At 70.1% G+C, this 16,830-nt stretch carries 10 protein-coding genes; 3 read left to right on the top strand and 7 right to left on the bottom strand.

Annotation, left to right across the window (positions count from 1 at the left end; all coding sequences use genetic code 11):
• Window positions 1-42 precede the first annotated feature (42 nt).
• The 4 genes from ACWFRJ_RS32380 to nsdA all read right to left on the bottom strand — a co-directional run bounded on the left by ACWFRJ_RS32380 (window position 43) and on the right by nsdA (window position 6,123).
• Window positions 43-2,529 carry a [protein-PII] uridylyltransferase gene (locus ACWFRJ_RS32380; protein ID WP_453538954.1) on the bottom strand — a complete coding sequence of 829 codons (2,487 nt, stop codon included), beginning with the start codon at window positions 2,527-2,529 and terminating at the stop codon, window positions 43-45.
• 81 nt (window positions 2,530-2,610) lie between these two features.
• Complete coding sequence (locus ACWFRJ_RS32385; RefSeq protein WP_249587501.1) at window positions 2,611-2,949, bottom strand: P-II family nitrogen regulator; 339 nt, start codon at window positions 2,947-2,949, stop codon at window positions 2,611-2,613.
• The gene (locus ACWFRJ_RS32390; protein ID WP_453538958.1) at window positions 2,946-4,313 is read right to left on the bottom strand and encodes an ammonium transporter; all 1,368 of its coding nucleotides are present in this window, start codon (window positions 4,311-4,313) and stop codon (window positions 2,946-2,948) included. Before ACWFRJ_RS32390 ends, ACWFRJ_RS32385 begins: the two co-directional genes overlap by 4 nt.
• Window positions 4,314-4,647: 334 nt before the next feature.
• Window positions 4,648-6,123, bottom strand: coding sequence for a transcriptional repressor NsdA (gene nsdA, locus ACWFRJ_RS32395; protein WP_453538961.1), 1,476 nt, complete (start codon window positions 6,121-6,123; stop codon window positions 4,648-4,650).
• Window positions 6,124-6,547: 424 nt separating this feature from the next.
• On the opposite strand from nsdA, the gene ACWFRJ_RS32400 reads away from it, so the two are divergent.
• Window positions 6,548-7,210, top strand: coding sequence for a bifunctional DNA primase/polymerase (locus ACWFRJ_RS32400; RefSeq protein WP_453538964.1), 663 nt, complete (start codon window positions 6,548-6,550; stop codon window positions 7,208-7,210).
• Between the two features lie 126 nt (window positions 7,211-7,336).
• Here the strand turns inward: ACWFRJ_RS32400 and ftsY are convergent, their stop codons facing one another.
• Window positions 7,337-8,545, bottom strand: a complete 1,209-nt coding sequence (gene ftsY, locus ACWFRJ_RS32405; RefSeq protein WP_389909006.1) for a signal recognition particle-docking protein FtsY — start codon at window positions 8,543-8,545, stop codon at window positions 7,337-7,339.
• Window positions 8,546-8,756: 211 nt separating this feature from the next.
• Between ftsY and ACWFRJ_RS32410 the strand changes: the two genes are divergently transcribed.
• Both ACWFRJ_RS32410 and ACWFRJ_RS32415 read left to right on the top strand, forming a co-directional pair.
• Window positions 8,757-10,202, top strand: a complete 1,446-nt coding sequence (locus ACWFRJ_RS32410; RefSeq protein ID WP_453538968.1) for a purine-cytosine permease family protein — start codon at window positions 8,757-8,759, stop codon at window positions 10,200-10,202.
• 132 nt (window positions 10,203-10,334) lie between these two features.
• Entirely contained in the window at window positions 10,335-11,315 is a 981-nt protein-coding gene (locus ACWFRJ_RS32415; RefSeq protein WP_453538971.1) for an LLM class flavin-dependent oxidoreductase, read from the top strand.
• Window positions 11,316-11,359: 44 nt separating this feature from the next.
• Here the strand turns inward: ACWFRJ_RS32415 and ACWFRJ_RS32420 are convergent, their stop codons facing one another.
• Both ACWFRJ_RS32420 and smc read right to left on the bottom strand, forming a co-directional pair.
• Entirely contained in the window at window positions 11,360-12,784 is a 1,425-nt protein-coding gene (locus ACWFRJ_RS32420) for a sugar porter family MFS transporter (protein ID WP_453538974.1), read from the bottom strand.
• A 229-nt stretch (window positions 12,785-13,013) separates the two neighbouring features.
• Window positions 13,014-16,586 (bottom strand): chromosome segregation protein SMC, encoded by a 3,573-nt coding sequence (gene smc / locus ACWFRJ_RS32425; protein WP_453538977.1) that lies wholly within the window; start codon window positions 16,584-16,586, stop codon window positions 13,014-13,016.
• Window positions 16,587-16,830: the final 244 nt, after the last annotated feature.

Here is a 16,830-nt window from a genome sequence, read left to right on the forward strand (position 1 = left end):
CCCGCCCCATAGACGGACCAGCACCGCCCCCTACCCCCTCAACTACCCCCTCAACGCCTCCTCCACAGCCCGAGCCACCCCCACAGCCCGCTCCCCCGACAGCGGCGACGGCGTCGGCGTCTCCGGCTTCGGCTCCGTCACGTAGAACGCGTCCACCGCGTTCGCACCCAGCGTCGACACATGCGCACTGCGCACCAGCACCCCCGCCGACTCCAGCGCCCGCCCGATCCGGTGCAGCAGGCCCGGTGCGTCCTGGGCCCGTACCTCGATCACCGTCGCGAGGCGGGAGCCCGCCGACGCCACCGTCACGCGCGGCGGCGGTGCCACCGTTCCCCGGCGCCTCGGGTACGCCGCGTCCCGTTCCGCCAGCCTCGACGCGATGTCCAGTGAGCCGTCGAGCGCCCGCACGAGATCCGCCCGCAGCCGCGCGGCCTGCGGCAGCGAACCGTACTCCGCCGCGACCCGCCAGTTCAGGAGCAGGACCGAGTCCTCGAGACCGGACGGCAGCCCGACGCCCCGCAACTCCGCCGTCCGCACCGCGAGCCGGTGCATGGCCAACACCCCCGCGACAGCGGACAGCACACCGGGCTGATCCGGCACCGCGATCACCAGCTCCACGCCCAGCGGCTCGGGATCCCCGGCCGCCTCCTCCCCCGAACCAGAACCACCAGCCCCCTCCGTCTGCGCCCGCAGCGCGAGCACCGGCCCACCCGTACGGAACGCCTCCACGGCGAGCCGCTCCTGCTCGGCGGTGGGAGCCACGTCCTCCCCTCCCTCCGGCTCGTCACCGGCGAGGACAGCACCCACCCGCTTCACCAGGTCGGCGACGAGCGAACCCCGCCAGGCGGACCAGGCCGCGGGCCCTGTGGCGAGCGCGTCCGCCTCCGTCAGCGCGTGCAGCAGTTCCAGCGTCCCCGTCGACCCCACCGCGTCCGCGACGGACCGCACCGTGGCCGGGTCGTCGAGGTCGCGCCGCGTGGCCGTCTCGATCAGGAGCAAGTGATGACGTACGAGAGTGGCGAGGACGGCGACATCCGCCCGGTCGAAACCGATCCGCGCGGCGACGTCCCTGGCGATGATCTCCCCGGCCACGGAGTGATCCCCCGGCCAGCCCTTGCCGATGTCGTGCAGCAGTCCGGCCACCAGCAACAGGTCGGGCCGTCCCACGCGCCGGGTCAGCTCCGAGGCCTGCACCGCCGTCTCCACCAGATGCCGGTCGACCGTCCACGTGTGCACGGCGTTGCGCTGCGGCCTGCACCGCACCCGCTCCCAGTCCGGCAGCAACCGGGTGATCAGCCCCTCGGCCTCAAGGGCCTCCCACACCTCGACCGTCGGCCGCCCGGCCCCGAGCAGCGTCACCAGCTGCTCCCGGGCCTCAGCGGGCCACGGCGTGGGCAGTGGACGTACCGCCGCGGCCATCCTGCGCACCGCGTGCAGCGAAAGCGGCAGCCCCGCCTGGGCCGCGGCGGCAGCGGCCCGCAACGGCAGCACCGGGTCCCGCTCGGGGCGGGCCGCGCGGGCGAGGACGACCTCGCCGTCCTGCTCCACCACGCCCTCGGCCAGCGGCGACCGCTCGGCCGCCGCTCCCTTGCCGCCGCCAAGCATCGCCCGCAGCCGGGGCCGTACGGCCCGGGACCGCAGCACCCTGCCCACCTCGCGCCACGTCACGTCACTCGCGTACGAAACGGTGCGGGCGGCCTCGTACACCTGTCGCAGCAAGGTGTCCGCGTCCAGCAAACCCAGCTCGGCGGCGACTTGGTCCTGCTCCTGTAGGGCGAGCCGGTCCGTGGCGCGCCCCGTGGTCAGATGCAGCGCGTCCCGCACGTCGAGCAGCCGCCGCCGGGCGTCGGAAAGGCCCTCACGCGGCGCGTCCGCGAGCCACGAGGCGGCGACGGCCCGCAGCGCGGTCGCGTCCCTGAGCCCGCCCCGTGCCTCCTTCAGGTCCGGCTCAAGGAGATAGCTCAGCTCCCCCTGCCGCTCGGCCCGTTCCTCGCACAGCTCCCGCAGCTCGGGCAGCTTCTTCGGCGCGAGGTTGCGCCAGTCCGCGAGCACCGCGGTGCGCAGCCCGGCGGTAAGACCAAGGTCCCCCACCACGTGCCGCGCGTCGAGCAGCCCCAGCTGCACCTTGAGGTCGTCGCCCGCCGTCTTGCGGGCCTCCGCCGGTGTCCGCACGGAGTGGTCGAGCGCGAGCCCGAGATCCCAGATGGGATACCAGACGCGGTCCGCGAGGGCCGCCACCTCCGCGGCATCCGCGCTGCCGTCGTGCAGCAACAGCAGATCCAGGTCGCTGCGCGGCGAGAGCTCGCCCCTGCCGTAGCCGCCCACGGCGACGAGGGAGGTCCCGCGCGGCGCGCCCGCGGCCATGAAGAGTCCGGTCAGCCAGTCGTCCGTGAGGTCGGACAGGGCCGAACGGCGCGGCGGCCCGGACTGCGCCTCCCCTTGAAGGAGGCGCAGCCGGGCCGCCGCATAGCCGCTGGGTCCGGAGTCTTCCGAGTCCGAGTCCGAGTTCGATTCAGTACGTTCGTCCATACTCGTCACCCAGCAGCTCCTGTCAGTCCCGCTAGTCCCGCTCAGTTCCGCTCGGACCTGGTCAGCCAGGCCCGGCCCGTCTCAGAGCGCATCGGGCCCGCGCTCGCCGGTCCGCACCCGCACGGCCGTCTCGACCGGAACGCTCCAGACCTTGCCGTCCCCGATCTTGCCGGTTCGGGCGGCCTTCACCACGACATCCACGAGCTGTTCCGCGTCGTCGTCCTCGACGAGGACCTCGATCCGGATCTTCGGTACGAGATCGACGGTGTACTCCGCGCCACGGTAGACCTCGGTGTGACCGCGCTGTCGGCCGTAGCCGCTGGCCTCGGTGACGGTCAGGCCCTGGACGCCGAAGGCCTGGAGGGCCTCCTTGATCTCGTCGAGCCGGTGCGGCTTGACGACCGCGGTGATGAGCTTCATGCGTCCACCCTCTTGTTCTTGCCGGTCGCAGCCTTACCGGCGTCCTGGACCGGCGGGCTCGGCGCGGCGGCGGTGCGGGGCGCCGTGCCACCGCCCGCTCCGCTGTAGTCGTACGCGGTCTCGGCGTGCTGCACCTGGTCGATGCCGCCGACCTCCTCGTCCTCGCTGACCCGCATCCCGATGGTCTTGTCGACCAGGAAGGCGAGGACCGCGGAGGCGATGAGGGAGTACGCGAGGACCGCGCCGACACCGGCGGCCTGCTTGCCGAGCTGGTCGAGGCCGCCGCCGTAGAAGAGGCCCTTGGCCTCGGACTGGACGCCGCCGGTGGCGAAGAAGCCGACGAGCAGCGAGCCGACGACACCGCCGACGAGGTGGACGCCGACGACGTCGAGGGAGTCGTCGTAGCCGAACTTGAACTTGAGGCCGACGGCCATGGCGCACAGCAGACCGGCGATGGCACCGACGGCGATCGCGCCGAGCGGCGAGATGGAGCCACCGGACGGAGTGATCGCGACGAGCCCCGCGACGGCACCGGAGGCGGCGCCGAGCGTGGTGAACGCGCCGTGCCGGATCTTCTCGTAGGCGAGCCAGGCCAGCATGGCCGCAGCAGTGGCGACCTGCGTGTTCAGGAACATCATCGCGCCGACGCCGTCGTCGTTGCCCAGCCACGATCCGGCGTTGAAGCCGAACCAGCCGAACCAGAGCAGTGCGGCGCCGAGCATGACGAGCGGCAGGCTGTGCGGCCGCATCGGGTCCTTCTTGAAGCCGACGCGCTTGCCGATGACCAGGATCACGCCGAGCGCGGCGGCACCGGCGTTGATGTGCACGGCCGTACCACCGGCGAAGTCGATGACGCCGAGTTCGAAGGCCCAGCCGCCCGTGCCCCACACCCAGTGCGCGACAGGGAAGTAGACGATCGTGGCCCAGAGCGTGATGAACAGCGCCCAGGCGGTGAACTTCACGCGGTCGGCGAGCGCACCGCTGATCAGCGCGGGCGTGATGATCGCGAACATCAGCTGGAAGACCGCGAAGACATAGACCGGGATGGTGTAGCCGTCCCAGAGCTCGGTAAGTCCTATGCCGCTCAGCCCGACGTAGTCGGACGACCAGCCGAAGAGGCTTCCGTGGTCGGTGCCGAACGCGATGGAGAAGCCGTACAGCACCCAGAGGATGGTGACGATCCCCAGACTGATGAAGCTCATCATCAGCATGTTCAGCGTGCTCTTGACGCGGACCATGCCTCCGTAGAAGAAGGCGAGTCCCGGCGTCATGAGCATCACCAGGGCGGAACAGATGAGCATGAACCCGGTGTTGGCGGCAGACAGCTGCGGGGCGTCTGCGGCGATCGTGATGCCTGGGGGCATCGGCGTCTCCTCGTCGTCGTATGCGGCCCGTGCGGGCGGGGCAGAGGGCGTAGGCCTTTATGCGCCACGAGATTGACGCAGCGCCGTTTCCGGGGGTGCCCCTAGGTGTTTCGCCGCAGTGACGAAGAGGTCGTACGTGTTACGCGTCCATGAACTGCCGGGTCAGGCGGGTCGCGTTTCCATACCCTGCGCACAACCCTGCGCACAGCACGCGAACCGGCCGCGGCGGCCATCCGATGGACCTGGCGTGGGGGAGCCGAGTCGGGCTGTTCGGGATGGGCCGGCCACGGCCGGAGTCTTGGCGGGGCGCTGTCAGAACGCCCCGAAGTTCTGGTCAGACCGCCTCCGCGGTCTCCGGCATGTCGACGGCGAGCTGATCGGTGAGCTGCACGACCTCCGCGGTGTCGCCGAAGTCCCGCACGGCGGTGTCCACGGTCTTGCGGAGGCGGGTGTTGACCCGCTCGGAGCGGACCTTCTTGGCGATGGTGAGGGCTTGGCCCGCCAGGATCGTGCTCTGCTCGGGCTCGCGCTGGAGCAGATGGACGGTGGCCATGCCGATGAGGTTCAGTGCGTACGAACGCTGGTGCTCGGAGTCCTTGCCGAAGAGGTGGACGGCACGCTCCATGACGGGCTCTGCGAGCGAGGCGTACGTGGGGCTGCGGCCCGCCACATAGGCCAGGTCGCGGAACGAGTGGGCGTTCTCGCCGTTCAGCTCGGCCTCGGAGAAGAAGCGGATCCAGTCGGGCTCGGGCTCGTCGAAGTCCAGCGCGTCGGCGAAGGTGTCCTCGGCCATGCGCACGGCCCGCTTGCACTTGCCGGGCTGGCCCATGCTGGCGTAGGCGCGGGCCTCCATCGCATACAGCATGGCCTGGGTGCGCGGGCTGGCGCAGTCTCGACTGCCGTACTGCGCGAGGTGGATCAGTTCGAGCGCGTCGTCGGGCCGCCCGAGGTGGATCATCTGGCGGCTCATGCTGGAGAGGATGTACGAACCGAGGGGCTTCTCGCCGGCTTCCTTCGCCGCGTGCAGGGCGAGCACGAAGTACTTCTGGGCGGTGGGCTGGAGTCCGACGTCGTAGCTCATCCAGCCCGCGAGCTCGGCCAGTTCGCCCGCGACCTTGAAGAGCCGCTTGGACGTGGCCTCGGGCTGAGGCTCCTGCAGCAGGTCCGTCACTTCGTGAAGTTGGCCGACGACCGCCTTGCGCCGCAGGCCGCCGCCGCACTGCGCGTCCCACTGCCGGAACATCACGGTCGTGGACTCCAGGAGGTCCAGCTCCGGTTTGGAGAGCCGTCCCGGCCTGCGGGACGGCGTGGCGGGCTCGGGGTCGCCGACCGGGGTCGTCGGCCCCGGGACGAGCCAGCGCTGCATGGGTTCGATGAGGGCGGTGCCCGCGGAGAGCGCGAGCGAGGTACCGAGGAAGCCGCGCCGGGCCAGCATCAGGTCGCTGCGCGAGAACTCACTGATGAGCGCGACGGTCTGGGGTCCTGTCCAGGGCAGGTCGACGCCCGAGACGGAGGGCGCCTGGTGCGCGGCGCGAAGGCCGAGGTCCTCGACCGCGACGACACAGCCGAACCGCTCGGAGAACAGCTCGGAGAGGATGCGCGGGATGGGCTCGCGGGGGTTCTCGCCGTCCAGCCAGCGCCGCACCCGTGAGGTGTCCGTGGAGATGTGGTGCGCGCCCAACTGCCGCGCCCTGCGGTTCACTTGGCGCGCGAGCTCACCCTTCGACCAGCCGCTGCGCACGAACCAGGAGTTGAGCAGTTCGTTGGGGCGCTTATCAGCGTTCGCACCACTTTCGCCGTTGCCGCCCACTAGAACGCCCCCATCCCTCAAGACACTTACGCGCGGTCTCACGCCAAGCCTTACCAGAATGCCGCGCACTGCGGCTCTCCGCCCGGAGAACGTCACCCGTCGAACAGGGAACCTAGTTGCCTCCGGCATACCCACGATTGCACAACACTTAGGGTCCGTGCACTGAAAGTAATCCTACGATCACCCCTCCGGCGAGGGCGATCGCGGAAACGCCACCATTCGCCACCCCTTCGAATGAACTCCCGCCCCGCCACAAGCGATTCACTTGACAGTGGACGTCCGAAGGTGGGCGGAAGGGAGCACTTCGGGGGCGCGCATGACTGGGCGCACCCCCTTCGCACCCCCCGGGCGCCGGCACAAAAGCACAGGGTAACGATCCGATTCCGTCACGTAACCACACCGCGCTCGACCCGTTGGAGGGGGCATGGGCTTCACGATCGGCGGCATCCGGGGAACGAGAGAGCTCCGCACCGGTTCACGTCGGCGCGGCCGCACCTCGGAGTGCACGGCGGTGGCCGAGTACACCGGACTGTGGGGATGGGCAGCGGTCCCCGGCGCACGCGCTCTGGACGGACGCTGCTCCTGTGGCGCGGCCGACTGCGCGGCCCCCGGCGCCCACCCCCTGGAGTTCGCTCCCGAGGTCCCCGCAGGGGCGACGCTCGACGAAGTGACCGAGGCCTGGTCGCAGTTTCCCGGCGCGGCCGTGCTGCTACCCGTGGGGCGCGCCTTCGACGTGATCGAGGTGGCCGAGGCCGCGGGACGCAGGGCGCTGGTCCGCCTGGAGCGCATGGGCCTGCCGCTCGGCCCCGTGGCGGTCACCCCGGACGGCCGTGCGCACTTCTTCGTCGCCCCCGGCGCCGCCGCCGAACTCCCCCAGCTGCTCTACCGCATGGGCTGGGACGACGCCGACATCGACCTGCACGGCCTGGGCCCCGGCACCCACATCACGGCCCCGCCGTCCGACCGCGGGGGCCTCGGCCCGGTCCGCTGGCTCCGCGCCCCGGACCTGGACTCTGCGACGCATCCGCCGCAGGCGCGGCTTGTCCTGGGGACCCTGGCGTACGTGGCCCATCGCTCACCGGCGTAGGCACCGGCACCGCCCGCACACGGAAATGCCCCACCCCGGCTGCACCCCGGGGTGGGGCATTTCTTTCGTACGCGTTCGTACGCGTCAGACGCACGCCGGGCGGACCAGGCAGACCGGGCGGAGTATCTACTCCCCGATCAACGCGTCCACGAACGCCTCCGGCTCGAACGGCGCCAGATCGTCCGCGCCCTCGCCAAGACCCACCAGCTTCACCGGCACACCCAGTTCCCGCTGAACGGCGACGACGATTCCGCCCTTGGCGGTGCCGTCCAGCTTCGTCAGGACGATGCCGGTGATGTCGACGACCTCGGCGAAGACCCGCGCCTGCACCAGGCCGTTCTGCCCGGTCGTCGCGTCCAGGACGAGCAGCACCTCGTCGAGCGGCGCGTGCTTCTCGACGACGCGCTTGACCTTGCCGAGCTCGTCCATCAGACCGGTCTTGGTGTGCAGCCGGCCCGCGGTGTCGATGAGGACGACGTCGGCGCCCTCCGCGATGCCTTCCTTGACCGCGTCGAAGGCGATCGACGCGGGGTCGCCGCCCTCGGGGCCGCGGACCGTGCGCGCGCCGACGCGCTCGCCCCAGGTCTGCAGCTGGTCGGCGGCAGCCGCGCGGAACGTGTCGGCGGCGCCGAGGACCACCGAGCGGCCGTCGGCGACCAGGACGCGCGCGAGCTTGCCGGTGGTGGTGGTCTTGCCGGTGCCGTTCACGCCGACGACCATCACGATGCCGGGCGTCTCCAGGCCCGACTCGGTCTTCACGACGCGGTCCAGGTCGGGGCCCAGAAGCGTGAGGAGTTCCTCGCGCAGCAGGGTGCGCAGATCGTCCGGGGTGCGGGTGCCGAGCACGCGGACGCGCTCGCGAAGGCGCTCGACCAGTTCCTGGGTGGGGGCCACGCCGACGTCGGCGGTGAGGAGCGTGTCCTCGATCTCCTCCCACGTGTCCTCGTCCAGGTGCTCGCGGGAGAGGAGCGTGAGCAGCCCCTTGCCGAGTGCGTTCTGCGAGCGCGAGAGGCGCGTGCGCAGACGGACCAGGCGACCTGCCGTGGGCTCCGGGGTCTCGATCTCCGGTGCGGCCGGTTCTTCGACGACCACGGGGGCCGACGCCGACGGCTCGGCGAGCGGGAGTTCCACCTCCTCGATAGTGCGGCGCGGTTCGTCGCGCGGCGTCTCGGCCTCGTCGCCGACGTGCGGCTCGGCCGGAGGAGCGGTGATGGTGGGCGTGGACGACGGGGCCTGCGGCGGCAGCTGCTTCTTCTTGCGGCTGCCGATCACGAGCCCGCCGAGCGCGCCGATCACGACCACGGCGATGACTACAGCAAGGATGACGATTTCCATAACTCACCCAGTATCAGCCATGGGGGCAACACGGGCCCAAGCTGTAGCTTCCTCCAAAGAACATAAGCTAATAGAGGGCACTACTCGGACTAAAGTACGATGGAGCTCTCCGTATCAACGCGCGTAGAGTCCAACCCGATCACCCCCACACGGACGGATCACGGACGGGTCGCGGCGTTGCGATCCGAGCGAGAGGCACGGACCCCACCCCATGAGCACCACCGCCACCGCCGAAACCGAAGGCGCCCTGGAGACACGCGGCCTCGAGCCCGTCCCCGACTCCGAGCGCACGGGCCGGACCCGCGAGCTGTTCCCCACCTGGGTGGCGGCCAACATCAGCGTCCTGCTGCTCACCATGGGCGCGGGCCTCATCGTGACCAACGGCCTGAACTTCTGGCAGGCCCTGGTCGTCGCCCTCGTGTCGCCCCTTCTCAGCTACGGCCTGGTCGGTCTGATCTCGATCGCCGGCAAGCGCGGCGGCTCCCCCGGCATGACGCTCTCGCGCGCCGTCTTCGGCCAGCGCGGCAACCTCTTCCCCGGCGCGCTGATCTGGGTCGCGCGCTGGGGCTGGGAGACGATCAACGCGGTGACGGGCGCGTACGCGATCATCACCGTCCTGGACATCTGCTTCGGCGTGAAGTCCAGCACGTGGCTGACGATCGTGACGCTGGTCGCCTTCGTCTCCTGTACGTTCCTGATCAGCGGCCTGGGCCGCAAGGTGCTGCACATCTGCAACACCTGGGCGACGTACCTCTTCGGCGCGTTCAGCGTCCTCGTCCTTGTCTACCTCGTGGCCAACACCCCCTGGTCGGACGTCTTCTCGCGGTCCGCGGGCTCCACCGCCGCGATGATCGCGGGCATCGGCACGATCGCCGCGGGCGGCATCAGCTGGGTCCCCACGGGCCCGGACTTCACGCGCTATCTCCCGCGCAGGGCCTCCGGCAAGGCCCTGGTGGGCAACGCGATCGGCGGCGCCGGCATCGTCGTCGTACCGATGGTCCTGATGGGCGCGGTCATGGCGGTCAGCGTGCCGAGCCTGTCGAAGGCCTCGGACCCGGTCTCCTTCGTCGGCCAGCTCCTGCCGACGTGGATCGCAGTGCCGTATCTGCTCATGGCCCTGATCGGCATGCTCCTGATCAACTCGATGTCGATGTACTCCGCGGGCTTCACCGCCATGACCCTCGGCATCAAGGTCCCGCGCACCTGGGCCGTGAGCATCAACGCCGTCATCAGCCTGATCTTCGGCTACCTCCTGATGAACGTGGCCACCAGCTTCATCAGCTCGTTCGTCTCCTTCCTGACCCTGCTCGCCGTCGCGTTCTCCGCCTGGATCGGCGTCTTCGGCATCGACATGCTGAGCAGGAAGACGTACGACGCCGAGGCGCTGATGGACACCAAGCGCACCAGCGCCTACTGGTACAGGGCGGGCTTCGCCTGGCAGGCCATGACCGCGTGGGCGGTGGCTCTGGTGATGGGTCTGCTCTTCACGAAGGTCGACTGGTTCAGCGGCCCGCTCGCCACGTCCTGGATCGGCCGCAACGGCCTTGGCTGGCTCGCCACGATCGTCATCGCGGCCGTGCTGTACGCGGTCCTGCCGAGGGACCCGGCCGTCGAGACCCCCGAGGGCAAGGGCGAGACCGAGCTGGTCTCGGCCTGATCCGGTCCGAGGCCGTCTCCGGCCCGGCCTGATCCGGAACAACTACCCCCGGACACTGTTCATCTGACACCGCGTCATCTAACGTCCCTCTTCGCCCGCCCACGGTGAACACGGTGAAGGGGGACGTTTCCCATGCCCGTCACAGTCGTACGTTTCAACCTCGTCGAGCCCGATGCCACGCCCACCTCGCTGAGCGATCGCTACAAGGCCGCCCTGGAGATGGCGGCGTATGCGGACGACCGGGGCATCTCCACCGTGCAGACCGAGGAGCACCACGGCGTCGACAACAACTGGCTGCCCTCGCCCTTCACTTTCGCGGGGGCGGTGTTCGGCGCGACCCGGCGCATCGCGGTCACGGTCTCCGCGATCATCGGCCCGCTGCACGATCCGCTCCGGCTCGCCGAGGACATCGCCGTACTCGATCTGCTCAGCGGCGGCCGTCTGGTGACGGTGGCGGGGATCGGCTACCGGCCCGCCGAGTACGAGGCGTTCGACGTCGAGTGGAAGCGGCGCGGCAAGCTCCAGGACGAACTCCTGGAGACCCTGTTGCAGGCGTGGACGGGCGAGCCCTTCGAGTTCCGCGGCCGCACCGTGCGCGTCACTCCGCGCCCGTTCACCCGGCCCCACCCGCTGCTCCTGGTCGGAGGGTCGTCCGAGGCGGCGGCCCGTCGCGCGGCCCGGCTCGGCCTGCCGTTCTTCCCCAGCGCCCATCTGCCGGAGCTAGAGGCGTACTACAACGAGCGCCTCACCGAGTACGGCACCGAGGGCTGGAGCATGATGCCCGCGGCCGAGACCCCGCTCCTGCACATCGCGGACGACCCGGACCGCACCTGGGCCGAGCACGGCGAGCACTTCCTGCACGAGGCCCGCACCTACGCCTCCTGGCAGTCCAAGGACATCCGCTCGGCGGTGAAGTCCGCCGCGACGACGGTCGACGAGCTGCGTGCCGAGGGCGTCTACCGCGTCCTCACGCCCGACGAGTGCGTGGCGTACGTGCAGGCCGGCGCCGCCAATCTCGTACTGCACCCGCTCTCAGGAGGGATGCCGGTCGACGAGGGATGGCGCAGCCTGCACCACTTCTGCGAAAACGTACTGCCCCGGCTCAAGGAATAGGTCCTTGAACCGGGGCAGCTTCCTCAGAGGAGGGGCAGCGGGGACTAGCCCATCTCCTCCAGGGTCTTGCCCTTCGTCTCCTTGACGAACTTCATGACGAAGGGGATCGAGAGCACGGCGAAGGCGCCGTAGATGATGTACGAGCCGGTCAGGCTCCACTCGGACATGCTCGGGAACGTCTTGGTGATCGCGAAGTTGGCGAGCCACTGGGCCGACGCGGCGACACCGAGGGCCGCGGCACGCAGCCTGTTCGGGAAGATCTCGCCGAGCAGGACCCAGACCACCACGCCCCAGGAGAGGGCGAAGAAGAGCACGAAGGCGTTGGCGGCGATGATCGCGGTCAGGCCCTGCGCGTTCGGCAGCGAGACGTTGTCGCCGGATCCCGTGCGGTACGAGAACGCCCAGGCGCAGGTGAAGAGCGCGACCGCCATGCCTGCGGAACCGATGATGGCGAGCGGCTTGCGGCCGATGCGGTCGACGAAGATCATCGCGATGACCGTGCCGATGATGTTCACGATCGACGTCTCGAACGAGTACAGGAACGAGCTGCTCGGGTCCTTGCCGATCGACTGCCACAGCTGGTTCGAGTAGTAGAAGATCACGTTGATGCCGACGAGCTGCTGGAACACCGAGAGCCCGATGCCGATCCAGACGATCGGCAGGAAGCCGACCTTGCCGAGCAGGTCCTTGAACGAGGACTTGTGCTCGCTGCGCATGCCGTGCTCGATCTCGGCGACGCGTCCGTCCAGGTCGATCTGGGTGCCTTCGACCTCGCCGAGCACCTTCTTCGCCTCGGTGTTGCGGCCGACCGAGATCAGGAAGCGCGGCGACTCGGGGATGGCGAAGGAGAGCAGGCCGTAGATGACGGCCGGGATGACCATGACGCCGAGCATCAGCTGCCAGGCCTCGAGGCCGAGGAGCTTGCCGCGCTGGTCGCCGTCGGCCATGTTCAGGATGGCCCAGTTGACCAGCTGGGAGATGGCGATGCCGGTGACGATCGCGGCCTGCTGGAACGAGGCGAGGCGGCCTCGGTACGCGGGCGGCGCGACCTCGGCGATGTAGGCCGGGCCGATGACGGAGGCCATGCCGATGCCGATGCCGCCGATGAAGCGCCACATCGTCAGGTCCCAGGCGGCGAACGGCAGGGCGGAGCCCACGGCACTCGCGGCGAAGAGGACGGCGGCGATCTGCATGCAGCGGATGCGGCCGATGCGGTCGGCGATGCGCCCGGCGATCGCGGCACCGACGGCACAGCCGAGCAGCGCGGTGGCGATGATCCAGCCGAGCATGTTCGCGTCTACGTCGAAGCGGTGCTGGATGGCGACGGTGGCGCCATTGATCACCGAACTGTCGTAGCCGAAGAGGAAGCCACCCATCGCGGCGGCGGCCGTAATGAAGATGACATGGCCGAGATGGTCCGGGTGGGCCTCTCTGCCTCCGGGCTGCGGCGCCTTCATTGTGCTGGTCACATGGACTCCTCGGGCCACCGGCAACATCGCCGGGGGTGGGGGTGAGCACTTCAAGTGGCGCACAACTTCGTGCCGCCCACCACCTGAAGGTAAAAGCAACGTTGCAGAGACTATGCCTTCAAGTTTCGAAGTCAACACCTGGGTTCCTGTGAACTTCAGGCGCTATCGAGGCAGGCTTCGTTCAAGTCTTGAAGTTATGAAGGTGAGCCGGTGAAGGACTGTGAAGGGGCTATCGAAGCCGCTGGCTGATCACCTTGGAGACGCCGTCGCCCTGCATGGACACGCCGTACAGCGCGTCCGCGACCTCCATCGTCCGCTTCTGGTGCGTGATCACGATGAGCTGCGAGGCCTCCTGCAGCTCCTCCATGATGCGGATGAGCCGCTGCAGGTTGGTGTCGTCGAGCGCGGCCTCGACCTCGTCCATCACGTAGAAGGGACTGGGCCGTGCCTTGAAGATCGAAACGAGCAGCGCCACGGCCGTCAGGGATCGCTCACCGCCGGAGAGCAGCGAGAGCCGCTTGACCTTCTTGCCCGGCGGGCGGGCCTCGACGTCGATGCCCGTGGTGAGCATGTTGTCGGGGTCGGTCAGGACGAGCCGCCCCTCGCCGCCCGGGAAGAGCCGCGAGAAGACCCCCTCGAACTCACGGGCCGTGTCCCGGTAGGCCTCGGTGAAGACCTGCTCGACGCGCTCGTCGACCTCCTTCACGACTTGCAGGAGATCCGTCCGCGTCTTCTTCAGGTCCTCGAGCTGCTCGCTCAGGAACTTATGGCGTTCCTCGAGCGCGGCGAACTCCTCAAGGGCCAGCGGATTCACTTTCCCGAGCTGCTGATACGCCCGTTCGGCTGACCTCAGCCGCTTCTCCTGCTCACCGCGTACGTACGGCACGGGCCTGTTGCGCGGATGCTCCGGGTCTTCGGGGAGCTCCTCGCCCTCGGCGGCGGGCGAGGGCGGCACGAGCTGGTCGGGGCCGTAGTCGGAGACGAGTCCCGCCGGTTCCACACCGAGTTCCTCCAGTGCCTTGGACTCCAGCTGCTCGATCCGCAGCCGCTTCTCGGCACCGAGTACCTCGCCGCGGTGGACTGAATCCGTCAATTTGTCGAGCTCGGCCTTGAGGTCACGTCCCTGGCCCCGCTCGGCGGTGAGATCGCGCTCCCGCACCTCCTTGGCGCGCTCGGCGGAGGCACGTTCCTCCTGTGCCCGTACGAGGGAGACCTCGACGTGCGCGAGCAGCTGCCGCGCACCAATGGCGACGGCCTCGGCGACCGCCGCCTCGTGCCGCATCCGGGCCTTGCGCTGCTCGGCACGCGCGCGTGCCTCGCGTTCGGCGCGGGCGCCCCGGTCGAGCGAGTCGGCACGTCCCGCGAGCCCCTTGACCCGCTCCTCGTGCGTACGCACCTGGAGCCTGGCCTCCATCTCGGTCTGCCGGGCGTTGGCCCCGTCGGCTGCGAGCCGGTCCCGCACGGCGGCGTCGGGCTCCTCGTCGACCGGAGCCTCCTGTGCCACGGCAAGACGCTCGGCCAGCTCTTCGGCGTCCTGGACCGCCTTGTCGAGCGCCTCCTGCGCCTTGGCCGCGGCGGCCGCACTGCGCTCGGCCTCGCCCACCGCGCCGCGCGCCTGCCCGGCGAGCGCGCCGAGTTGCTGAGCCACGGACGACTTCTCCCGGTCGGCGGCGCGCCTGCGCTCGCCCAGCTCCTCGACGAGCGCGGCACTCCCCTTGCGCCGCTCGCCCGCCTCCTGCTGCGTACGCGCCAACTCATCGCACTGTTCGGCGAGTTGCTCAAGATCGGCAGCCGCTTCGTCGACGGAGGCCTGCACTTCAAGGAGGCTGGGCGCCCCGGCGGACCCGCCCTGCGCGAAGTGCGCCCCGAGCAGGTCGCCTTCGGCGGTGACGGCGGTGAGTTCCGGGTGGGCGTAGACGAAGTCCTCGGCGTCCTCAAGCGTGCCGACGGCGACCATCCCCCGCAGCAGACGCCGCACCGAGGGCATCAACTCCTCGGGTCCGCGCACCAGTTCGGCTACCAGGGGCGGCCCTTCAGAGCCCTCCGGCCGTACGTCACCGTGAGCATCGCCCGGCTTCTCCGGCGCCCCCGCAAGGAGCAGCGCGGCCCGGCCCGCGTCCTGCTTGCGCAGCAGCCGGATGGCCTCCGCCGCCGACGTCGGTGTGGTCATCGCGATCGCGTCCGCCGCCGCGCCGAACGCCGCCGCGATCGCCACCTCGTGCCCCGGAGCGATCGAGAGCAACTCGGCCGCCGGACCGAGCAGCCCCGTGAGGCTGTCCTTGGCGGCGAGCAGCGCGCCCGTGCCGTCCTTGCGCCGCAGGCCCAGCGCGAGCGCCTCGTGCCGGGCGGCGACCGCGGCCCGCTTGCGCTCGGCGGCGGTGGCCGCCTCGCGCGCCGCGGTCAGCGCGGCTTCGGCCTCCGCGAGGAAACGCTTCGCCTCGTCGTGCCGCTCGCCGAGCTCCGCGTCACCGGCGTCGAGGCCGTCGACCTCCGCCTTCAGCTGCTCGTACTCCTCCTGGGCGACGACCGCCCGCTCCCCCGCCTCATCACGCGCCACGGAGAGCCGGTCGATCTCGGCCTGCGCGGAGCCCGCCCGCGAACGTGCCGCGTTGACCTGGCCGTTCAGCCGCGCGAGACCCTCACGCCGGTCGGCGATGGCTCGGGCGACGTCCTTGAGTCGGCGCTCCTCGACCGCCAACTCCCGCTCAAGATCGGCACGGTGGCCCACCGTGTCCTCAAGCGCGTGCTCCGCCGCTTCAAGGGCGGCTTCCAGCTCCGCCTCCTGCTCGCGGATCCGCGCGGCCTCGCGCTCCATGTCCTCCGGGTCGCGGCCGCGCCGCTCCTCGGGGGGTGCGGCGGTCGCGCTCTTGACCCGGGCGTCGGCGAGGGACACCGTGCCGCGCACCCGCTCGGCGAGCTGCGAAAGCTCGTACCACGTCTGCTGCGCCCGCTGGAGCCGTGGCGTGAGGCGCCGCACCTCGTCCTCGAGCTCGGCCTCCCGGTGCAGCGCCTTCTTCAGCTCGGCCTCGGCGCTGTCCTTGCGCTGCTTGAGCGCGGCCTCGTCGGCGACCTCGGTCTGCAGCGCGCCCCGCAGGCGTACGAGATCGTCGGCGAGCAGCCTCAGGCGCGTGTCACGCAGATCGGCCTGGATCACGGCGGCCCGGCGCGCGACGGCGGCCTGCCGGCCGAGCGGCTTGAGCTGGCGCCGCAGTTCGTCGGTCAGATCCTGTACGCGCGCGAGGTTGGCCTGCATCGCGTCGAGCTTGCGCAGCGCCTTCTCTTTGCGCTTGCGGTGCTTGAGGACGCCCGCGGCCTCCTCGATGAAGGCACGGCGTCCCATGGGGTCGGCGTGCAGTACGCCGTCGAGCTGGCCCTGCCCGACGATGACGTGCATCTCGCGCCCGATGCCGGAGTCGGAGAGCAGTTCCTGGATGTCGAGCAGGCGGCACGTGTCACCGTTGATCTGGTACTCGCTGCCGCCGTTGCGGAACATGATCCGCGTGATGGTGACCTCGGCGTACTCGATGGGCAGAGCCCCGTCGGAGTTGTCGATGGTGAGGGAGACCTCGGCACGGCCGAGCGGCGGGCGCCCGGTGGTACCGGCGAAGATGACGTCTTCCATCTTGCCGCCGCGCAGCGACTTGGCACCTTGCTCGCCCATGACCCAGGACAGCGCGTCCACGACATTGGACTTGCCGGAGCCGTTCGGTCCGACGACGCAGGTGATGCCCGGTTCGAACTTCAGCGTCGTGGCGGACGCGAAGGATTTGAAACCGCGCAGTGTCATGGCCTTGAGGTGCACGCGGACGCACTCTACCTTTCACTGTCCGTTTCACCCAGGAAGATGCAGGGCACATCAGACGGTAAAGGAAGCGGCGTACGCGGCCACAAGAGAGAAGGGACGCCGAAGCGTCCCTTGCAGGAATGGACAAGCGGCTGACTTGGTCAGCCCGACCACGTGCGTGAAGAGCCTGCTCACACGAGGGCAGCGCGACGAGGACTGATCGTTACGCAGACCCTGCGGGTGAGGTGGGCCCGTTACTCGG

It is taken from the genome of Streptomyces sp. NPDC055239 (genome assembly GCF_053606205.1).